Raw genomic sequence first — 14,572 nt, 5'->3', positions numbered from 1 at the left:
CAAGACTCACCACTTCGGGTCCAGGCTTCGCTGTTTGAAGCCCGGGCCCTTTGTGGTTTAACAATCGCTCAAAGGAATACACATGGAATGGCTGACCAACCCTGAAATCTGGGTTGCCTTCTTCACCCTGACCGCCCTGGAAATCGTCCTGGGCATCGATAACATCATCATGATTTCGATCCTGGTCAGCCGCATGCCCAAACACATGCAGGCGCGCACCCGGATTTTCGGTCTGGCGCTGGCCATGATCACGCGAATCCTGCTTCTGCTGTCGATCACCTGGGTCATGCGCCTGACGGCGGACCTGTTCGTAGTATTCGGCCAGGGTATTTCCGGACGCGATCTGATCCTGTTCTTCGGTGGTCTGTTCCTGCTGTGGAAAAGCTCGCAAGAGATGTACCACGCGCTGGAAGGTGAAGATGAAAGCAACGACGAACCTTCGGGCAAGGGCGGCAACTTCCTCTACACCATCGTCCAGATCGCGATCATCGACATCGTGTTCTCCCTGGACTCGGTGATCACCGCAGTCGGCATGGTCTCCCACGTACCGGTCATGGTCGCGGCGATCATTGTGGCGGTGCTGGTGATGATGTGGGCATCCGGCACCATCAGTGAGTTCATCGACAAGCACCCATCGCTGAAGATGCTGGCGTTGTCGTTCCTGTTGATCGTCGGTACGGTGCTGATTGCCGAATCCCTGGACGTGCACGTGCCAAAAGGCTACGTCTACTTCGCCATGGCGTTCTCGCTGGCGGTGGAAGCGATCAACATCAGGATGCGCACCGCCATCGCGAAAAAGAAAAAACAGCAGGATCCGGTAAAGCTGCGCAAGGACATTCCGGGCCAGTAACCCGGTAATACGCAACACCCTGTGGGAGCGGGCTTGCTCGCGAAAGCGGAGTGTCAGTCAACATCAATGTTGCCTGGTACACCGCTTTCGCGAGCAAGCCCGCTCCCACATTGTTTTTGGCTGATTGCATGAACGGGATTTCATGACAGTTTTGTTTCAATCCCTTCTTTGGCTATGCGATGCTGGCGCACAGACCGTTAGCCAACTACAGCTTAAGTACAGAACGTAGAACGTCGCGCGGTACCGTCAACTTGCTCCTTTGGGGCGCTACACCACAGGGGGTCTTTATGCTCACCCTGCTCAATTTACTTTCTGCCGTGGCCCTGCTGATCTGGGGCACGCACATCGTCCGAACCGGCATCCTGCGGGTCTACGGCACCAATCTGCGCCATGTCATTGGCCACAACATGTCCAAACGCTGGCTGGCTTTCGCCTCCGGGATCGCCGTGACAGCGATGGTCCAGAGCAGCAACGCCACCGCCATGCTCGTCACCTCCTTTGTCGGCCAGGGCCTGATGACGCTGACCCCGGCGCTGGCCACCATGCTTGGCGCGGACGTCGGTACGGCGCTGATGGCGCGGGTGCTGACGTTCGATCTGTCGTGGCTGTCGCCGTTGCTGATTTTTGTCGGGGTGATTTTCTTTCTGTCGCGCAAGCAGACCCGACTCGGGCAGATGGGTCGTGTCGCCATTGGCTTGGGGCTGATCATTCTGGCGCTGCAACTGATTGTCGAAGCGGCGCATCCGATTACCCACGCCAAAGGGGTGAAGGTGATTTTTGCCTCGCTCACCGGCGACATCCTGCTCGACGCCCTGGTCGGTGCGCTGTTCGCGATGATTTCTTATTCCAGCCTGGCCGCTGTGCTGCTGACCGCGACCCTGGCGGGTGCCAACGTGATCAGTCTGCCGGTGGCCATCGGGCTGGTGATCGGCGCCAATATCGGCAGCGGTGTACTCGCCTTCCTCAGCACCAGCATGCAGAACGCCGCCGGGCGCCAAGTGGCGCTTGGCAGCCTGCTGTACAAACTGATTGGTCTTTTATTGATCATTCCGGTGCTCGATCCGCTGGTGCACTGGCTCGATGGCCTGGATTTCAGCCCTCAGGAAATGGTCATTGGCTTTCACCTGCTCTACAACACCGTGCGCTGCCTGATCCTGCTGCCCAGCCTCGAACCGATGGCGAGGTTTTGTGCCTGGGTGCTGCCGGAGCGCCAGCAGGCCAACGGCACGGCCAAGCCCCGGCATCTTGACCCCACGGCATTGGTCACGCCCGGTTTGGCGCTGGCCAACGCAGCCCGGGAAACCCTGCGCATGGGCGACCTGATCGACAACATGCTCGAAGCCATGCTCGACGTGTTGCGCGGCAAACAGACCGCCGTCACCCAGGAAATCCGCCGCCTGACCGACGATGTGGAAGCGCTCTACAGTGCGATCAAGTTGTATCTGGCGCAAATGCCCCGGGAAGATCTCAGCGATCAGGACAGCCGGCGCTGGGCGGAAATCATCGAACTGGCGATCAACCTGAAACTCGCCAGCGACTTGATCGAACGCATGCTGCGCAAGATTCAGCAGCAGAAAACCTCGCAGCGCCGGTCGTTTTCCGAAGTCGGGCTGGACGAATTGACCGGGCTGCATGCGCAGTTGATTTCCAGCCTGCGGCTCGGGATGTCGGTGTTTCTCAGTGGCGACCCGGAAAGTGCCCGCCAGCTGGTGCGTGAAAAACGTCGTTTCCGCGCACAGGAACGGCGTCTGGCCCACGCTCATGTCAGCCGCTTGCAACGTAAAATCGTGCAAAGTATCGAAACCAGTTCGTTGCATCTGGAGCTGATCGCCGACATGAAGCGTCTGAATTCGCTGTTTTGCAGCAGTGCCTACGTGGTGCTGGAAACATCGGACACCGGTGCGCTGGTGGTCGACGATTTGAGCGACATCACTCATTCACCCTGAACATTCACAATTGCCTGAAGTCTGTAGAACTTACGCTAGTCGTATGGAAACCCGTTATGCGTTGTCTGTTGTTCGCCTGCCTGTTGCTTGGTTCATTCCCGTCATTTGCCCTGGATCGCTTCCAGGTCGAGGGCTACACCCTGCGCAATGGTTTGCAGTTGTTGCTCAAACCCGGCACCGACCGCGGGCATGTGGCGATCCGGCTGGTGGTCGGCGTTGGCCTGGACGATTTCAAATGCGAAGAAAAGGAGTTGCCGCATCTGCTGGAACACCTGCTGTTCAGCGGCATCGACGCCAGCGGCGAAGGTGGCCTGGAAGAACGCATGCAAGCTCTGGGCGGTGAGTGGAACGCGTTCACCAGCAATGCCGATACGACTTTCGTCATCGAAGCCCCTGCGAAAAACCAGCGCAAGGTGCTCGACCTGCTGCTGGCACTGCTGACCCAGACCCGTTTTGACGACAACGCCATCAACGCGGCCAAGCAAGTGGTCGAGCGTGAAGACGGCGGCCACTACTCGCACCTGCAGCGCTGGCTCGATCGTCAGGACCTCGGCCACACGGCCAGCAACCAACTGGCCGTGGAGCTGGGCCTCAAGTGCCCGGAGCGTGCGCAAGTCGATGACCTGACCCATGAGCAACTGGAGCGCGTGCGCAAGGACTGGTACGCGCCGAACAACATGACCCTGATCGTGGTCGGCGATCTCGACAAGTTGCTGCCGGCTTATCTGGAGCGGGCGTATGGCGCGCTGGAAGCGATCCCCCCTGGCGAGCATCCGCCGCTGCCGCAAATCCAGGCCAGCGCCGCCCATGAGCGCACCCTGGCCCGCGGTCTGGTCGGCAACGGCGCCAAGTTGCACTGGCTGGTGCCGGAGCCGGTACTGGAGGACCAACACGACGAAACCTTCGATTTGCTCAAGAACTATCTGGATTGGGCGCTCTATCGCCAGCTGCGCCTGGCTCACGGTTTGTCCTACGGCCCGTGGGCGGAACGCGAGGTGTTCGGCGGCGTGGGTTTCATGAGCCTCAATGCCGACCTGGAACGCGACGACGTGCTCGATGCCGAGCACGTGCTCGATGACTTGAAGGCCGGACTGCTCAAGGACGGCCTCAATGCCGACACCTTCAACCGCCTCAAGCAGGCCGCGATCGCCCGCCAGGCCTGGGCCGTACAAGGCAACAGCGCGTTGGCCGACTACTACTGGAGCGCCATTGGCAACTACGAAGATGGCCACTTCGCCAACCCGGCCCGGGAGCTGCAAGAAGTGACGCTGGAAGAAGCGAACAAGGCCGTGCGTGAATTGCTCCTGCAACCGGGGTATTTGCGGATCGAGAAGCCGTTGTTCAGTTATGACCAAGTGATGTGGGCGGTGGTCGGTGGGGTGGGTTTGATCGTGTTGATGCTGGTGGGCTGGCGTTTGCAGCGCAGGAAGTAACCATTCCATGTGACAACGGACTGAGAGGCCTTGCCGGTTCCCTGTGGAAGCGTGGTGTAACTGACCGTGAACCCTCGCCACAGCGCCGCACCAGCGGTACCCTGTCGAGGTTTTTTCCTACGACGACTGTGAAACCGCCGAATGCAAAACCTGACCCTTTTCGTACAGCGCATCCTCGAATTGATGAAGCGCTACCCTGGGGTCATTGCGCTCTGTGGGTTCATCTCCGGGGTTGGCAGTTTCATTCTGGTCGATCGCCAGCAAGGCCTGGCGAGCTGGATCACCACCATCATGCTGATCAGCTGGATCTGGCTGATGCTGGAAAACAGTCTGACAAAGCTGTTCACGCGCATCTTCAAGCGAGAAATCCCGGAACCCTTGCTGCGTTACGCAACGCAGATGATCCACCAGGAAAGCCTGTTCTTTGTCCTGCCGTTCTTCTTCATCACCACGACGTGGAACAGCGGCCAGTTGTTTTTCACCGGGCTGCTGGGCGTCGCGGCGCTGATTTCGATCATCGACCCGCTCTACTACAAATGGCTGGCTCCACGGCGCTGGGCGTTTCTGGCCTTGCACACCCTGACCCTGTTCGCCGCGCTGCTCACTGCGTTGCCGGTGATCATGCACCTGACCACCGCGCAAAGTTTCAAATGGGCACTGGGTATCTCGGTGCTGTTGTCGTTCCCGAGCCTGGCGTCGATCTTCCCGATTCGTACCCTGCGCAATGCGCTGGCGATCTTGAGTATCACCCTGGGCATCGGCGCCATTGGTTGGGCGCTGCGCTCGTGGGTGCCGCCGGCGACGCTGTGGATGACCGATGTGGCCATCAGCACGCAGATGCAAGACCGCACGCCTGGCGCCAGCCTCGACGAAGTCAGCGCCGAGCAGATTCGCAATGGCGGGCTCTACGCGTACACCGCGATCAACGCCCCGCGTGGCCTGGACGAGCGGATTTATCACGTCTGGAAATTCAACGGTAAAGAGGTCGACCGCATCCCCCTGGATATTCGTGGCGGGCGCAAGGAAGGTTACCGGGCCTGGACCCACAAGCAGAACTTCCCGGGCAACCCGGCCGGCAAATGGCAGGTTCGGGTGCTGACCGAAGATGGCCAGGTCATCGGCGTGCTGCGCTTCAAAGTCACGGACAGCACAGCGATCAAAGAAAAGTAATCCGGTTCGTGCTATTACGTAAAGCTGCGTAATCACTGAACAAGCACGGAGCTTATGATCAGCAGCACAATGGCCGGCAATGCCCGATTGGACACGTCGATTACCCCTGCGCGGTTGCGGGTGACGGGCGACTGGACGCTTGCCCATTACGCTGACCTCAAGCTGTTGAGCGAAAAACTCCACGGCCAGTACGACGCCAACACCCCCATCGACCTCAATGGACTGGGCGCCCTCGACACCGCCGGCGCCTCGCTGTTGGTCGAGCTGCTCGGCTCCGAGCGCCTCGGCCGCTCCGCCGAACATCCTGATTGCACACTCTCCGCTGCCGATCGTGCATTGCTGCAAACCGTCTACTGCTCGTTGACCGATTTCTGCGTACCGATCAAGGAACCGGAAGTCAGCGTTTCCATTCAGTTACTGACCCGCATTGGCCGCGCGGTGGACGCCGTCTGGCAGGACACCCTGCAACTGCTGGGTTTCGTCGGCCTGATCATCGAAACCATCGCCCGTGGCCTGTTCCGTCCCAAGCGCTGGCGCGTCACGCCGATGATCGCCCACATCGAACAGACCGGTCTCGACGCCGCCCCCATCGTTGCATTGCTGACTTTTCTGGTGGGCGCCGTGGTGGCGTTCCTCGGGTCGACGGTGCTGGCCACTTTCGGCGCCACTGTCTTTACCGTGGACCTGGTGGGGTTTGCCTTCCTGCGTGAATTCGGTGTGTTGCTGACCGCGATCCTGATGGCCGGGCGCACCGCCAGTGCGTTCACGGCGCAAATCGGTTCGATGAAGGCCAACGAGGAAATCGACGCCATCCGCACCTTGGGCCTCGATCCCGTGGAGTTGCTGGTGGTGCCGCGGGTCCTGGCGTTGCTGATCGCCCTGCCGATGCTGACCTTCCTGGCGATGCTGTCGGGGATTATCGGCGGTGCCGTGGTCTGCGCGGTGGCGCTGGATATCTCGCCGGCGATGTTCCTGTCGCTGCTGCAAACGGACATCGGCGTTCAGCACTTTCTGGTGGGGATCGTCAAAGCGCCGGTGTTCGCCTTCCTCATCGCCGCCATCGGTTGCCTGGAAGGCTTCAAGGTCAGTGGCAGCGCTGAGTCTGTGGGCGCACACACAACGTCGAGTGTGGTGCAGTCGATTTTCGTGGTGATCGTGATGGATGCGATAGCCGCGATGTTTTTCATGGAGATGGGATGGTGAGTCGTGTCCCCCGAGCGCCCTCCGAGGCGGTGATTGAAGTCCGTGGGCTGTGCAACCGCTTTGGCCGCCAGAGCGTGCACGAGAACCTCGACCTGGACTTGTACAAAGGTGAGATCCTCGCCGTGGTCGGCGGCTCCGGCAGCGGCAAGTCGGTGCTGTTGCGCAGCATTGTCGGGTTGCGCCAGCCCAGTGAAGGCGTGGTGAAAGTCTTCGGGAAAAACCTGCCGACCTTGTCCGAACACGAGCGTTCGCTGGTGGAGCGGCGATTCGGTGTGCTGTTCCAGAAAGGCGCGTTGTTCTCTTCGCTGACCGTGACCGAGAACGTCGCCCTGCCGCTGATCGAACACGCCGGCTTGAGCCGCAACGACGCTGAGCACCTGGCGGCGGTGAAAATGGCCCTGGCCGGGTTGCCGCTGTCGGCGGCAGAGAAATACCCCTCGTCGCTGTCCGGCGGCATGATCAAGCGTGCCGCACTGGCCCGAGCGTTGGCGCTGGACCCGGACATCCTGTTTCTCGACGAGCCCACCGCCGGTCTCGACCCGATCGGTGCCGCCGCGTTCGACCAATTGATCCTGACTCTGCGCGATGCTTTGGGCCTGAGTGTCTTTCTGGTGACCCACGACCTCGACACGCTCTACACCATCACCGACCGGGTGGCGGTGCTGGCGCAGAAAAAAGTGCTGGTGGCGGACGCCATCGACAAGGTCTCGGAAACCGACGATGCGTGGATTCACGAATACTTCCATGGCCCCCGCGGCCGCGCGGCATTGACAGCCGCCCAACAGCTCAAAGAGGTCTGACATGGAAACCCGAGCCCATCATGTATTGATCGGCCTGTTCACCGTGATTGTGGTGACGGCCGCGTTGCTGTTCGGCCTGTGGCTGGCCAAGTCCAGTGTCGACACCGAGTTCAAGGACTACGAAGTCGTGTTCAACGAGGCGGTCAGCGGCTTGTCCAAGGGCAGTTCGGTGCAGTACAGCGGGATCAAGGTCGGCGATGTGATCTTGCTGCGGCTGGACCCGAAAGACCCGCGTCGGGTGCTGGCGCGAATTCGCCTGGCCGGCGATACCCCGGTCAAGGAAGACACCCAGGCCAAACTGGCCCTGACCGGCGTCACCGGGACCTCGATCATTCAGCTCAGCGGCGGTACGCCACAGAGCCCGACGCTCAAGGGCAAGGACGGCAACCTGCCGACCATCGTCGCCTCGCCCTCGCCCATCGCCCGCCTGCTCAATGACAGCGAAAACCTGATGGCCGGGGTGACCACGCTGATGCATAACGTCAACCTGATGTTCTCCACGGAAAACATCGAGCGCATCAGCAACACCCTGGAGCACCTGGAGCAAACCACCGGGGCCATTGCCGAGCAGCGCGGCGATATCCGTCAGGCCATGCATCAGCTGGCCTCGGTGGGCAAGCAGGCCAACACCATGCTGGAGCAGACCACGGCGCTGATGCGCAATGCCAACGGACTGCTCAATGATCATGGCAAGGAGGCGCTAGGCAGCGCCGAGCAGGCGATGAAGTCGCTGCAGGAGAGCAGCGCCACCCTCAACAAATTGATCACCGCCAATCAGGACTCGCTCAACAGCGGCATGCAAGGTCTCAATGGCCTGGGCCCGGCCGTGCGTGAGATGCGCGAAACCCTGAGTTCGTTGCGCACCATTACCACACGCCTGGAAGCCAACCCCAGCGGTTACCTGCTGGGTAGTGAAAAGACCAAGGAATTCACGCCATGAAGCTGATTCGGATTGCCCTCCTCGCTGGCTTCACGCTGATCAGCTCGTGCTCGATACTGCCCAAGCCCGAGCCCTTCGAGGTCTATCGATTGCCGTCGGCCCAGAGCGCATCGGCCAGCCATGGCACGCCGCAGCGCTGGTCGCTGCGCCTGAGTAAATTCCAGTCCAGCGAAGCGTTGAACAGTCCGAACATTGCAGTGATTCCCCAGGGCGATGTGATCAGCCACTACAAGGGCTCACGCTGGAGCGACCCGGCGCCGGTGCTGGTGCGCAATCGCTTGCTGGAAGGTTTCCAGCATGATGGACGGGTGCCGCTGTTGAGCACCGATGACAGCATTTTCCAGACCGATCTTGAATTGGGCGGCAGCCTGCAGGCGTTCCAGACTGAATACCAGGGCACGAATGCCAACGTGGTCGTGCGTCTGGACGCATTGCTGGTGCGCAGTTATGACCAGCGCATCCTCGCCAGCCGCCGCTTTGAAGTGCGCCAGTCACTCAGCGATGTGCAGGTCCCGGCGGTGGTGGTCGGGTTCGGTCAGGCGAACGATCAGTTGACCACGCAGGTGGTGAGCTGGGCGGTTGAGCAAGGACAGAGGCTGGCGCCGCCGCCCAGACCTTGAAATCCTGCGCAATCCCCTGTGGGAGCGAGCTTGCTCGCGATGACTGAGGCACATTCACAATCAATGTGCCTGACACACCGCTATCGCGAGCAAGCTCGCTCCCACAGTTGATTTGTGTCGATCCTGTCAGCGCTGCAAAAACGCCTGATGCAACTCAGCCAGCGTTTCAAAGTGATACGCCGGCGCTTCGGCGCTCAACTCTTCATGGCTGCCGAACCCGTAACCCACCGCCGCCGCGTCCAGGCCATTGCTGCGCGCGCCGATCAGATCGTGCTTGCGGTCGCCGATCATCAAGGTGTTGGCCGGGTCCAGGTTTTCTTCGGCCATCAGGTGAGCGATCAGCTCGACCTTGTTGGTCCGGGTGCCGTCCAGTTCGCTGCCGTAAATCACCTTGAAGTGTTTGGCAAAGTCGAAATGCCGGGCGATTTCCCGGGCGAACACCCACGGTTTCGAGGTAGCGATGTATAGCTGCCGCCCTTGTCCGCTCAGGCTTTCCAGCAGCGGCGCGACACCATCGAATACGCGGTTTTCGTAAAGACCGGTGACCTTGAAGCGCTCGCGATAGAAATTCACAGCCTGCCAGGCCCTGGCTTCATCGAAGTCGTAGAACTGCATGAACGCCTGCAACAGCGGCGGGCCGATGAAGTGTTCGAGTTTCGCCAGGTCCGGCTCATCGATACCCAGTTTGCCCAAGGCGAACTGGATCGAACGGGTGATGCCCTCGCGCGGGTCGGTGAGGGTGCCATCGAGGTCGAACAAAACGGTTTGGTAATGCATGTCGAATCCTGAATAAGGGGGCCGGGTCAAAGCTGGTCGTAGCCTTCGGCCAGATGCAGGTCCTTGAGCTTCACGTAGTTCGCCGCGCTGTAGGTGAAAAAGGCGCGTTCCTTGTCAGTCAGCGGGCGGATCTGCTTCACCGGGCTGCCCACATACAGGAAGCCGCTTTGCAGATGCTTGCCCGGCGGCACCAGGCTGCCGGCACCGATGATCACATCATTGTCGACCACCGCGCCGTCCATGACGATGCTGCCCATGCCGATCAATACCCGGCTGCCTACCGAACAACCATGCAGCATGACCTTGTGGGCGATGGTCACGTCATCGCCGATCAGCAACGGATAGCCGTCCGGGTTGAACGGCCCGGCGTGGGTGATGTGCAACACGCAGCCATCCTGCACGCTGGTGCGCGCGCCGATGCGGATGCGGTGCATGTCGCCACGAATCACTGTCAGCGGCCAGACCGAGCTGTCTTCGCCAATTTCAACGTCGCCGATCACCACCGCCGAGCCATCGACAAAAGCGCCTTTACCCAGCAGCGGCGTGTGGTTCTGATACTTGCGAAGGTTCACGATAGGGTTTCTCTCTGTTGCTGATAGCTGCGGTGAACGTCGATTGTAATTAAGATGGCTGCATGTTTCTCCAGCCAAGGTATCAACCGTGAGCGTGAACAACCCTCTTTTGCAGTCCTATGACCTGCCGCCGTTCTCCGCCATCCGCGCTGAACACGTACAACCGGCCATTGAACAGATCCTGGCTGACAACCGTGCCGCCATCGTCGAGATCCTCAAGACCCAGGTGAAACAGCCAACGTGGGCTGGCCTGGTGCTGGCGATGGACGAACTCAATGACCGCCTGGGTGCCGCCTGGAGCCCGGTCAGCCACCTCAACGCCGTGTGCAACAGCGCCGAACTGCGTGAAGCCTACGAGTCGTGCCTGCCGGCCCTGAGCGCCTACTCCACCGAATTGGGTCAGAACCGCGAACTGTTCCAGGCTTTCGAAGCCCTGGCCAGCAGTCCGGAAGCTGCCGAATTCGACGTGGCGCAGAAAACTATCCTGGAACACTCCCTGCGTGACTTCCGTCTGTCGGGTATCGACTTGTCGGAAGCCGAACAGAAGCGTTACGCCGAAGTGCAGAGCAAGCTGTCCGAGTTGGGCAGCCGTTTCTCCAACCAGTTGCTCGATGCCACGCAGGCGTGGACCAAGCACATCACCGATGAAACCGCCCTCGCCGGCCTGACCGATTCGGCCAAGGCGCAAATGGCTGCCGCAGCTCAAGCCAAGGATCTGGATGGCTGGCTGATCACCCTGGAATTCCCGAGTTATTACGCGGTGATGACCTACGCCCAGGACCGCGCACTGCGTGAAGAAGTCTACGCCGCGTACTGCACCCGTGCGTCGGACCAGGGGCCGAATGCCGGCCAGAACGATAACAGCCCGGTCATGGAAGAAATCCTCGACCTGCGTCAGGAACTGGCCAAGCTGCTGGGGTTCAGTAGTTTCTCCGAGCTGAGCCTGGCGACCAAAATGGCAGAGTCCAGCGATCAGGTGCTGAGTTTCCTGCGCGACCTGGCCAAGCGCAGCAAGCCGTTCGCTGCCCAGGATCTGGAGCAGCTCAAGGCTTACGCCGCCGAACAAGGCTGCCCGGACCTGCAAAGCTGGGACAGCGGTTTTTACGGCGAAAAACTCCGTGAACAACGCTACAGCGTGGCCCAGGAAGCCCTGCGCGCCTACTTCCCGATCGACAAGGTGCTCAGTGGCCTGTTCGCCATCGTCCAGCGCCTGTACGGCATCGAGATTGCCGAGCTCAAAGGCTTCGACACCTGGCACCCGGATGTCCGCCTGTTTGAAATCAAGGAAAACGGCCAGCATGTCGGTCGCTTCTTCTTTGATCTCTACGCCCGCGCCAACAAGCGTGGAGGTGCGTGGATGGATGGCGCACGCGACCGTCGTCGCACCGCTGGCGGTGTATTGCAAAGCCCGGTGGCCAACCTGGTGTGCAACTTCACCCCGGCCGACAGCGGCAAGCCTGCGCTGCTGACCCATGACGAAGTCACCACCCTGTTCCACGAGTTTGGTCACGGCCTGCATCACCTGCTGACCCGCGTCGAGCATGCTGGCGTGTCCGGCATCAACGGCGTGGCCTGGGATGCGGTCGAGCTGCCGAGCCAGTTCATGGAAAACTGGTGCTGGGAGCCGGAAGGCCTGGCGCTGATTTCCGGTCATTATGAATCCGGCGAGCCGCTGCCTCAGGATCTGCTCGGGAAAATGCTCGCGGCGAAAAACTTCCAGTCCGGCCTGATGATGGTTCGCCAACTGGAGTTCTCGCTGTTCGACTTCGAACTGCACGCCACCCACGGTGACGGCCGTAGCGTGCTGCAAGTGCTCGAAGGCGTGCGCGACGAGGTTTCGGTGATGCGTCCACCGGCTTACAACCGCTTCCCCAACAGCTTTGCGCACATCTTCGCTGGCGGTTACGCCGCGGGTTACTACAGCTACAAATGGGCTGAAGTGCTGTCCGCCGATGCGTTTTCGAAGTTCGAAGAAGAAGGCGTGCTCAACGCCGACACCGGTCGCGCCTTCCGCGAAGCAATCCTGGCCCGTGGCGGTTCCCAGGAACCGATGGTGCTGTTCGTCGACTTCCGTGGTCGTGAGCCATCAATTGACGCACTCTTGCGCCACAGCGGCCTGAGTGAGGACGCGGCAGCATGAGTGAGGGACCTGTGATTACGAAAAAGCGCTTTATCGCCGGGGCGGTCTGCCCGGCATGCAGCGAGCCGGACAAATTGATGATGTGGAATGAAGACCAGGTCCCGCACCGCGAGTGCGTGGCCTGCGGTTACTCCGACACACTCAATGAGCAAGGGCTGTCGGTGCCCAAGGAGTTGGGTACGCGGGTTAATACCAGCGCACTCAAACCTGCCGACACCAAGGTTCAGGCGGTTCAGTTCTTCCCGAATCCGAAACTGAAGAAAAAGCCTGACGAACAAAACTGAGTGAAAAAAGCCCCCGTTGCGCAATACAGCGGGGGCTTTTTTATTCGATGTGAGCGGACTTGAACCAGCTCTTCATTGAACACGCGGCGAACGGGCTGGTGCTGCAATCGCCATTGGCCAGGGCCGTGCGCAGTTTTTCCACGTCGGCCTGCATCATGTAGCGAATGCCGTCCTTGAAGTGGGTGCTGTCGCCAAAGTCGCCCTGGGTCATTTCGTTCAGGGCCTCCTCCTTGGTCCAGCCCTGGATGACAACCCGGTACATGGCTGCCATCAGGCCGGTACGGTCGGAACCGTGTTTGCAATGCATCAACACCGGGCCTTTGGCTTCGGCAGCCTTGATGGCACGCAAGGCCTTGAGCACATCGGCGTCATCCACATGGTTGGTGCGATAAGGCAGTTGTACTTGCGTGATTCCTGGCGTGGACAACCAACTGGAGTCCGCTTCAGGCAAGAAGTTGATTACCGTCCCGACCTTGAGTTTCTCCAGCAGCGGCACTGCCCCGTTGTCCGGCAAGGCACTGCGATAGAGGGTTGGCGACATTTGAAAGAGGTTGTATTGCTTCTCGACCGGTTGGGCCCAGTCTGCCGGACGCTGCATCACACTGTCGTCAGCAAGTGCCGATGTCAGGTTAACGAGTGCGACCAGCGACAGGCATATTGCAGATAAAAAACGTGGTAAAGGCATGCTTGAGCGACCGTTCAGAAAGGGACGGGAAGATGGTGGCAAGGATCAGTCATGCACGGTCAAAGGCCTGTGAGCGGACCGTCAAAGAATCGTGAAGTCCGCGCTCAGGTTACAGTTTCAGTTTGATGAATGCTTTGAGCAACTCGTTCAGTGCGGTCCCATAGTCAAACACCTGTCCAGTTTCAGGGTTGCGCTCACTACCTTTAAAAGGCGAGCCGGAATCCGCAGATTTGGTCTCGTACACACCGAGGCTATACAGTTGGTGATCCTCTTCATCAATGTCGAATACCTCAACATCTACTCGACGCTCGGGTGGTTCAGCGGGAAGACGATAAAGATACGCTATGCCCTCTGGAGCAATTATTTGTTGATGATAAAAAGCGAGTGCAAGTTGTGTAAGGGCGGCAATGTCCTTTTCGTCGATGCTATTGTCTGGAATCACATTGATATCGGACCATGGATCAAAATCGAGCGTTGAAGTCTTGCCGTCGTCTTTTATATGGAGTGTCATGGAGGGAGCGCTTGCGAGAACATCAGCGAACTGCTCCATTGTTTTGTTCGGATACTCGCCTGCCCTTATTAGCCTGATAACTACCTGCACATCTTCCGGCGTTTCTATTTGTTGTAGATAAGCACCGGTTTTTATGGGTGTGGACATTTTTTATCCTCGTGGATGTCTGGAATGCATGCGGGAGCCCGCATGCATTCGGCATAGCGCTTTCCAGTGATTGGAAAGTCAGGGCTCAGGGATTGACGATACTGGCATAAGCCTTTGCCAGCGCCTGTAACTTGGCTTTGTCGTCGGCACTGATGTTTCCGTCTCCATCGACATCCTTGCCAACGAACCTGATGCTGAACGATTTACCCTTGTCTTTGGAAACAGCAGTGTAAAACTCCGAGTCGACCAGATTTTCAATTTGAACATTATTTTCCGCATCCCAACTTAACTCTTTTCGAGCCAGTTGTAGCGAAACTAGTGTGTTGGGCTCCGAAGGACTCGGTTGCATGAGTTGCAGAAAGATGCCGCGCTGATTAAAGAAAGACATAAATAAATCCTTTTATTTGATCGCTGAAGAGGATGTTGCTTGTCTGGCTGAATATACGGGTGGGTATTGGATCTAACCACTGACTATATGTTTCCTCAGTTTTCTC

Annotated in this window: 15 protein-coding genes; 10 read left to right on the top strand and 5 right to left on the bottom strand. The window is 59.3% G+C overall.

All coding sequences use genetic code 11. The features are described 5' to 3' along the window. The first annotated feature begins 82 nt into the window (after positions 1-82). From KGB28_RS06460 to KGB28_RS06425, 8 genes are all read left to right on the top strand, one after another. The gene (locus KGB28_RS06460; RefSeq protein ID WP_095943007.1) at positions 83-850 is read left to right on the top strand and encodes a TerC family protein; all 768 of its coding nucleotides are present in this window, start codon (positions 83-85) and stop codon (positions 848-850) included. Positions 851-1,137: 287 nt separating this feature from the next. Beyond that, complete coding sequence (locus KGB28_RS06455) at positions 1,138-2,796, top strand: Na/Pi cotransporter family protein (RefSeq protein ID WP_223443572.1); 1,659 nt, start codon at positions 1,138-1,140, stop codon at positions 2,794-2,796. 56 nt (positions 2,797-2,852) lie between these two features. Beyond that, positions 2,853-4,229, top strand: coding sequence for a M16 family metallopeptidase (locus KGB28_RS06450; RefSeq protein WP_223443570.1), 1,377 nt, complete (start codon positions 2,853-2,855; stop codon positions 4,227-4,229). A gap of 141 nt (positions 4,230-4,370) precedes the next feature. Beyond that, positions 4,371-5,399 (top strand): DUF5924 family protein, encoded by a 1,029-nt coding sequence (locus KGB28_RS06445; protein ID WP_223443568.1) that lies wholly within the window; start codon positions 4,371-4,373, stop codon positions 5,397-5,399. A gap of 54 nt (positions 5,400-5,453) precedes the next feature. After that, on the top strand, positions 5,454-6,602 hold the full coding sequence (locus KGB28_RS06440) for an ABC transporter permease (RefSeq protein WP_150728147.1): 1,149 nt from the start codon (positions 5,454-5,456) through the stop codon (positions 6,600-6,602). Continuing rightward, complete coding sequence (locus KGB28_RS06435; protein WP_223443567.1) at positions 6,596-7,402, top strand: ABC transporter ATP-binding protein; 807 nt, start codon at positions 6,596-6,598, stop codon at positions 7,400-7,402. The genes KGB28_RS06440 and KGB28_RS06435 overlap by 7 nt, the downstream gene beginning before the upstream one ends. A gap of 1 nt (position 7,403) precedes the next feature. Then, positions 7,404-8,342: an MlaD family protein gene (locus tag KGB28_RS06430; RefSeq protein WP_150753748.1), complete on the top strand. Its 939-nt coding sequence runs from the start codon at positions 7,404-7,406 to the stop codon at positions 8,340-8,342. Beyond that, positions 8,339-8,962 carry an ABC-type transport auxiliary lipoprotein family protein gene (locus KGB28_RS06425; RefSeq protein WP_223443564.1) on the top strand — a complete coding sequence of 208 codons (624 nt, stop codon included), beginning with the start codon at positions 8,339-8,341 and terminating at the stop codon, positions 8,960-8,962. Before KGB28_RS06430 ends, KGB28_RS06425 begins: the two co-directional genes overlap by 4 nt. A gap of 126 nt (positions 8,963-9,088) precedes the next feature. On the opposite strand, the gene KGB28_RS06420 is transcribed toward KGB28_RS06425, so the two are convergent. Together KGB28_RS06420 and KGB28_RS06415 are read right to left on the bottom strand one after the other, a co-directional pair. Further along, the gene (locus KGB28_RS06420; RefSeq protein WP_223443561.1) at positions 9,089-9,739 is read right to left on the bottom strand and encodes an HAD family hydrolase; all 651 of its coding nucleotides are present in this window, start codon (positions 9,737-9,739) and stop codon (positions 9,089-9,091) included. A gap of 26 nt (positions 9,740-9,765) precedes the next feature. Next, positions 9,766-10,311, bottom strand: a complete 546-nt coding sequence (locus KGB28_RS06415; RefSeq protein WP_223443559.1) for a gamma carbonic anhydrase family protein — start codon at positions 10,309-10,311, stop codon at positions 9,766-9,768. An 88-nt stretch (positions 10,312-10,399) separates the two neighbouring features. Here KGB28_RS06415 and prlC point away from each other — a divergent pair, with 88 nt between their 5' ends. Then, on the top strand, positions 10,400-12,451 hold the full coding sequence (gene prlC / locus KGB28_RS06410; RefSeq protein WP_223443556.1) for an oligopeptidase A: 2,052 nt from the start codon (positions 10,400-10,402) through the stop codon (positions 12,449-12,451). Continuing rightward, on the top strand, positions 12,448-12,735 hold the full coding sequence (locus KGB28_RS06405) for a YheV family putative zinc ribbon protein (protein ID WP_223443553.1): 288 nt from the start codon (positions 12,448-12,450) through the stop codon (positions 12,733-12,735). The genes prlC and KGB28_RS06405 overlap by 4 nt, the downstream gene beginning before the upstream one ends. A 40-nt stretch (positions 12,736-12,775) precedes the next feature. On the opposite strand, the gene KGB28_RS06400 is transcribed toward KGB28_RS06405, so the two are convergent. The 3 genes from KGB28_RS06400 to KGB28_RS06390 form a co-directional block, all read right to left on the bottom strand. Next, positions 12,776-13,420, bottom strand: a complete 645-nt coding sequence (locus tag KGB28_RS06400; protein ID WP_223443551.1) for a dual specificity protein phosphatase family protein — start codon at positions 13,418-13,420, stop codon at positions 12,776-12,778. Between the two features lie 109 nt (positions 13,421-13,529). Beyond that, on the bottom strand, positions 13,530-14,078 hold the full coding sequence (locus KGB28_RS06395) for a hypothetical protein (protein ID WP_223443549.1): 549 nt from the start codon (positions 14,076-14,078) through the stop codon (positions 13,530-13,532). A gap of 85 nt (positions 14,079-14,163) precedes the next feature. Next, the gene (locus tag KGB28_RS06390) at positions 14,164-14,466 is read right to left on the bottom strand and encodes a hypothetical protein (protein ID WP_223443546.1); all 303 of its coding nucleotides are present in this window, start codon (positions 14,464-14,466) and stop codon (positions 14,164-14,166) included. Positions 14,467-14,572 lie beyond the last annotated feature (106 nt).

The sequence above is a fragment of the Pseudomonas sp. BF-R-19 genome, assembly GCF_019956445.1.
Classification (GTDB): Bacteria; Pseudomonadota; Gammaproteobacteria; order Pseudomonadales; family Pseudomonadaceae; genus Aquipseudomonas; species Aquipseudomonas fluorescens_BH.
This window is presented reverse-complemented; position numbering and strand designations above follow the sequence as displayed.

Coding starts and splice junctions, on each gene's coding strand:
- KGB28_RS06395 (WP_223443549.1), bottom strand. CDS start 14,078: ATGTCCACACCCATAAAAACCGGTGCTTATCTACAACAAATAGAAACG.
- KGB28_RS06450 (WP_223443570.1), top strand. CDS start 2,853: ATGCGTTGTCTGTTGTTCGCCTGCCTGTTGCTTGGTTCATTCCCGTCA.
- KGB28_RS06455 (WP_223443572.1), top strand. CDS start 1,138: ATGCTCACCCTGCTCAATTTACTTTCTGCCGTGGCCCTGCTGATCTGG.
- KGB28_RS06440 (WP_150728147.1), top strand. CDS start 5,454: ATGATCAGCAGCACAATGGCCGGCAATGCCCGATTGGACACGTCGATT.
- KGB28_RS06445 (WP_223443568.1), top strand. CDS start 4,371: ATGCAAAACCTGACCCTTTTCGTACAGCGCATCCTCGAATTGATGAAG.
- KGB28_RS06435 (WP_223443567.1), top strand. CDS start 6,596: ATGGTGAGTCGTGTCCCCCGAGCGCCCTCCGAGGCGGTGATTGAAGTC.
- KGB28_RS06390 (WP_223443546.1), bottom strand. CDS start 14,466: ATGTCTTTCTTTAATCAGCGCGGCATCTTTCTGCAACTCATGCAACCG.
- KGB28_RS06405 (WP_223443553.1), top strand. CDS start 12,448: ATGAGTGAGGGACCTGTGATTACGAAAAAGCGCTTTATCGCCGGGGCG.
- KGB28_RS06430 (WP_150753748.1), top strand. CDS start 7,404: ATGGAAACCCGAGCCCATCATGTATTGATCGGCCTGTTCACCGTGATT.
- KGB28_RS06400 (WP_223443551.1), bottom strand. CDS start 13,420: ATGCCTTTACCACGTTTTTTATCTGCAATATGCCTGTCGCTGGTCGCA.
- KGB28_RS06420 (WP_223443561.1), bottom strand. CDS start 9,739: ATGCATTACCAAACCGTTTTGTTCGACCTCGATGGCACCCTCACCGAC.
- KGB28_RS06460 (WP_095943007.1), top strand. CDS start 83: ATGGAATGGCTGACCAACCCTGAAATCTGGGTTGCCTTCTTCACCCTG.
- KGB28_RS06425 (WP_223443564.1), top strand. CDS start 8,339: ATGAAGCTGATTCGGATTGCCCTCCTCGCTGGCTTCACGCTGATCAGC.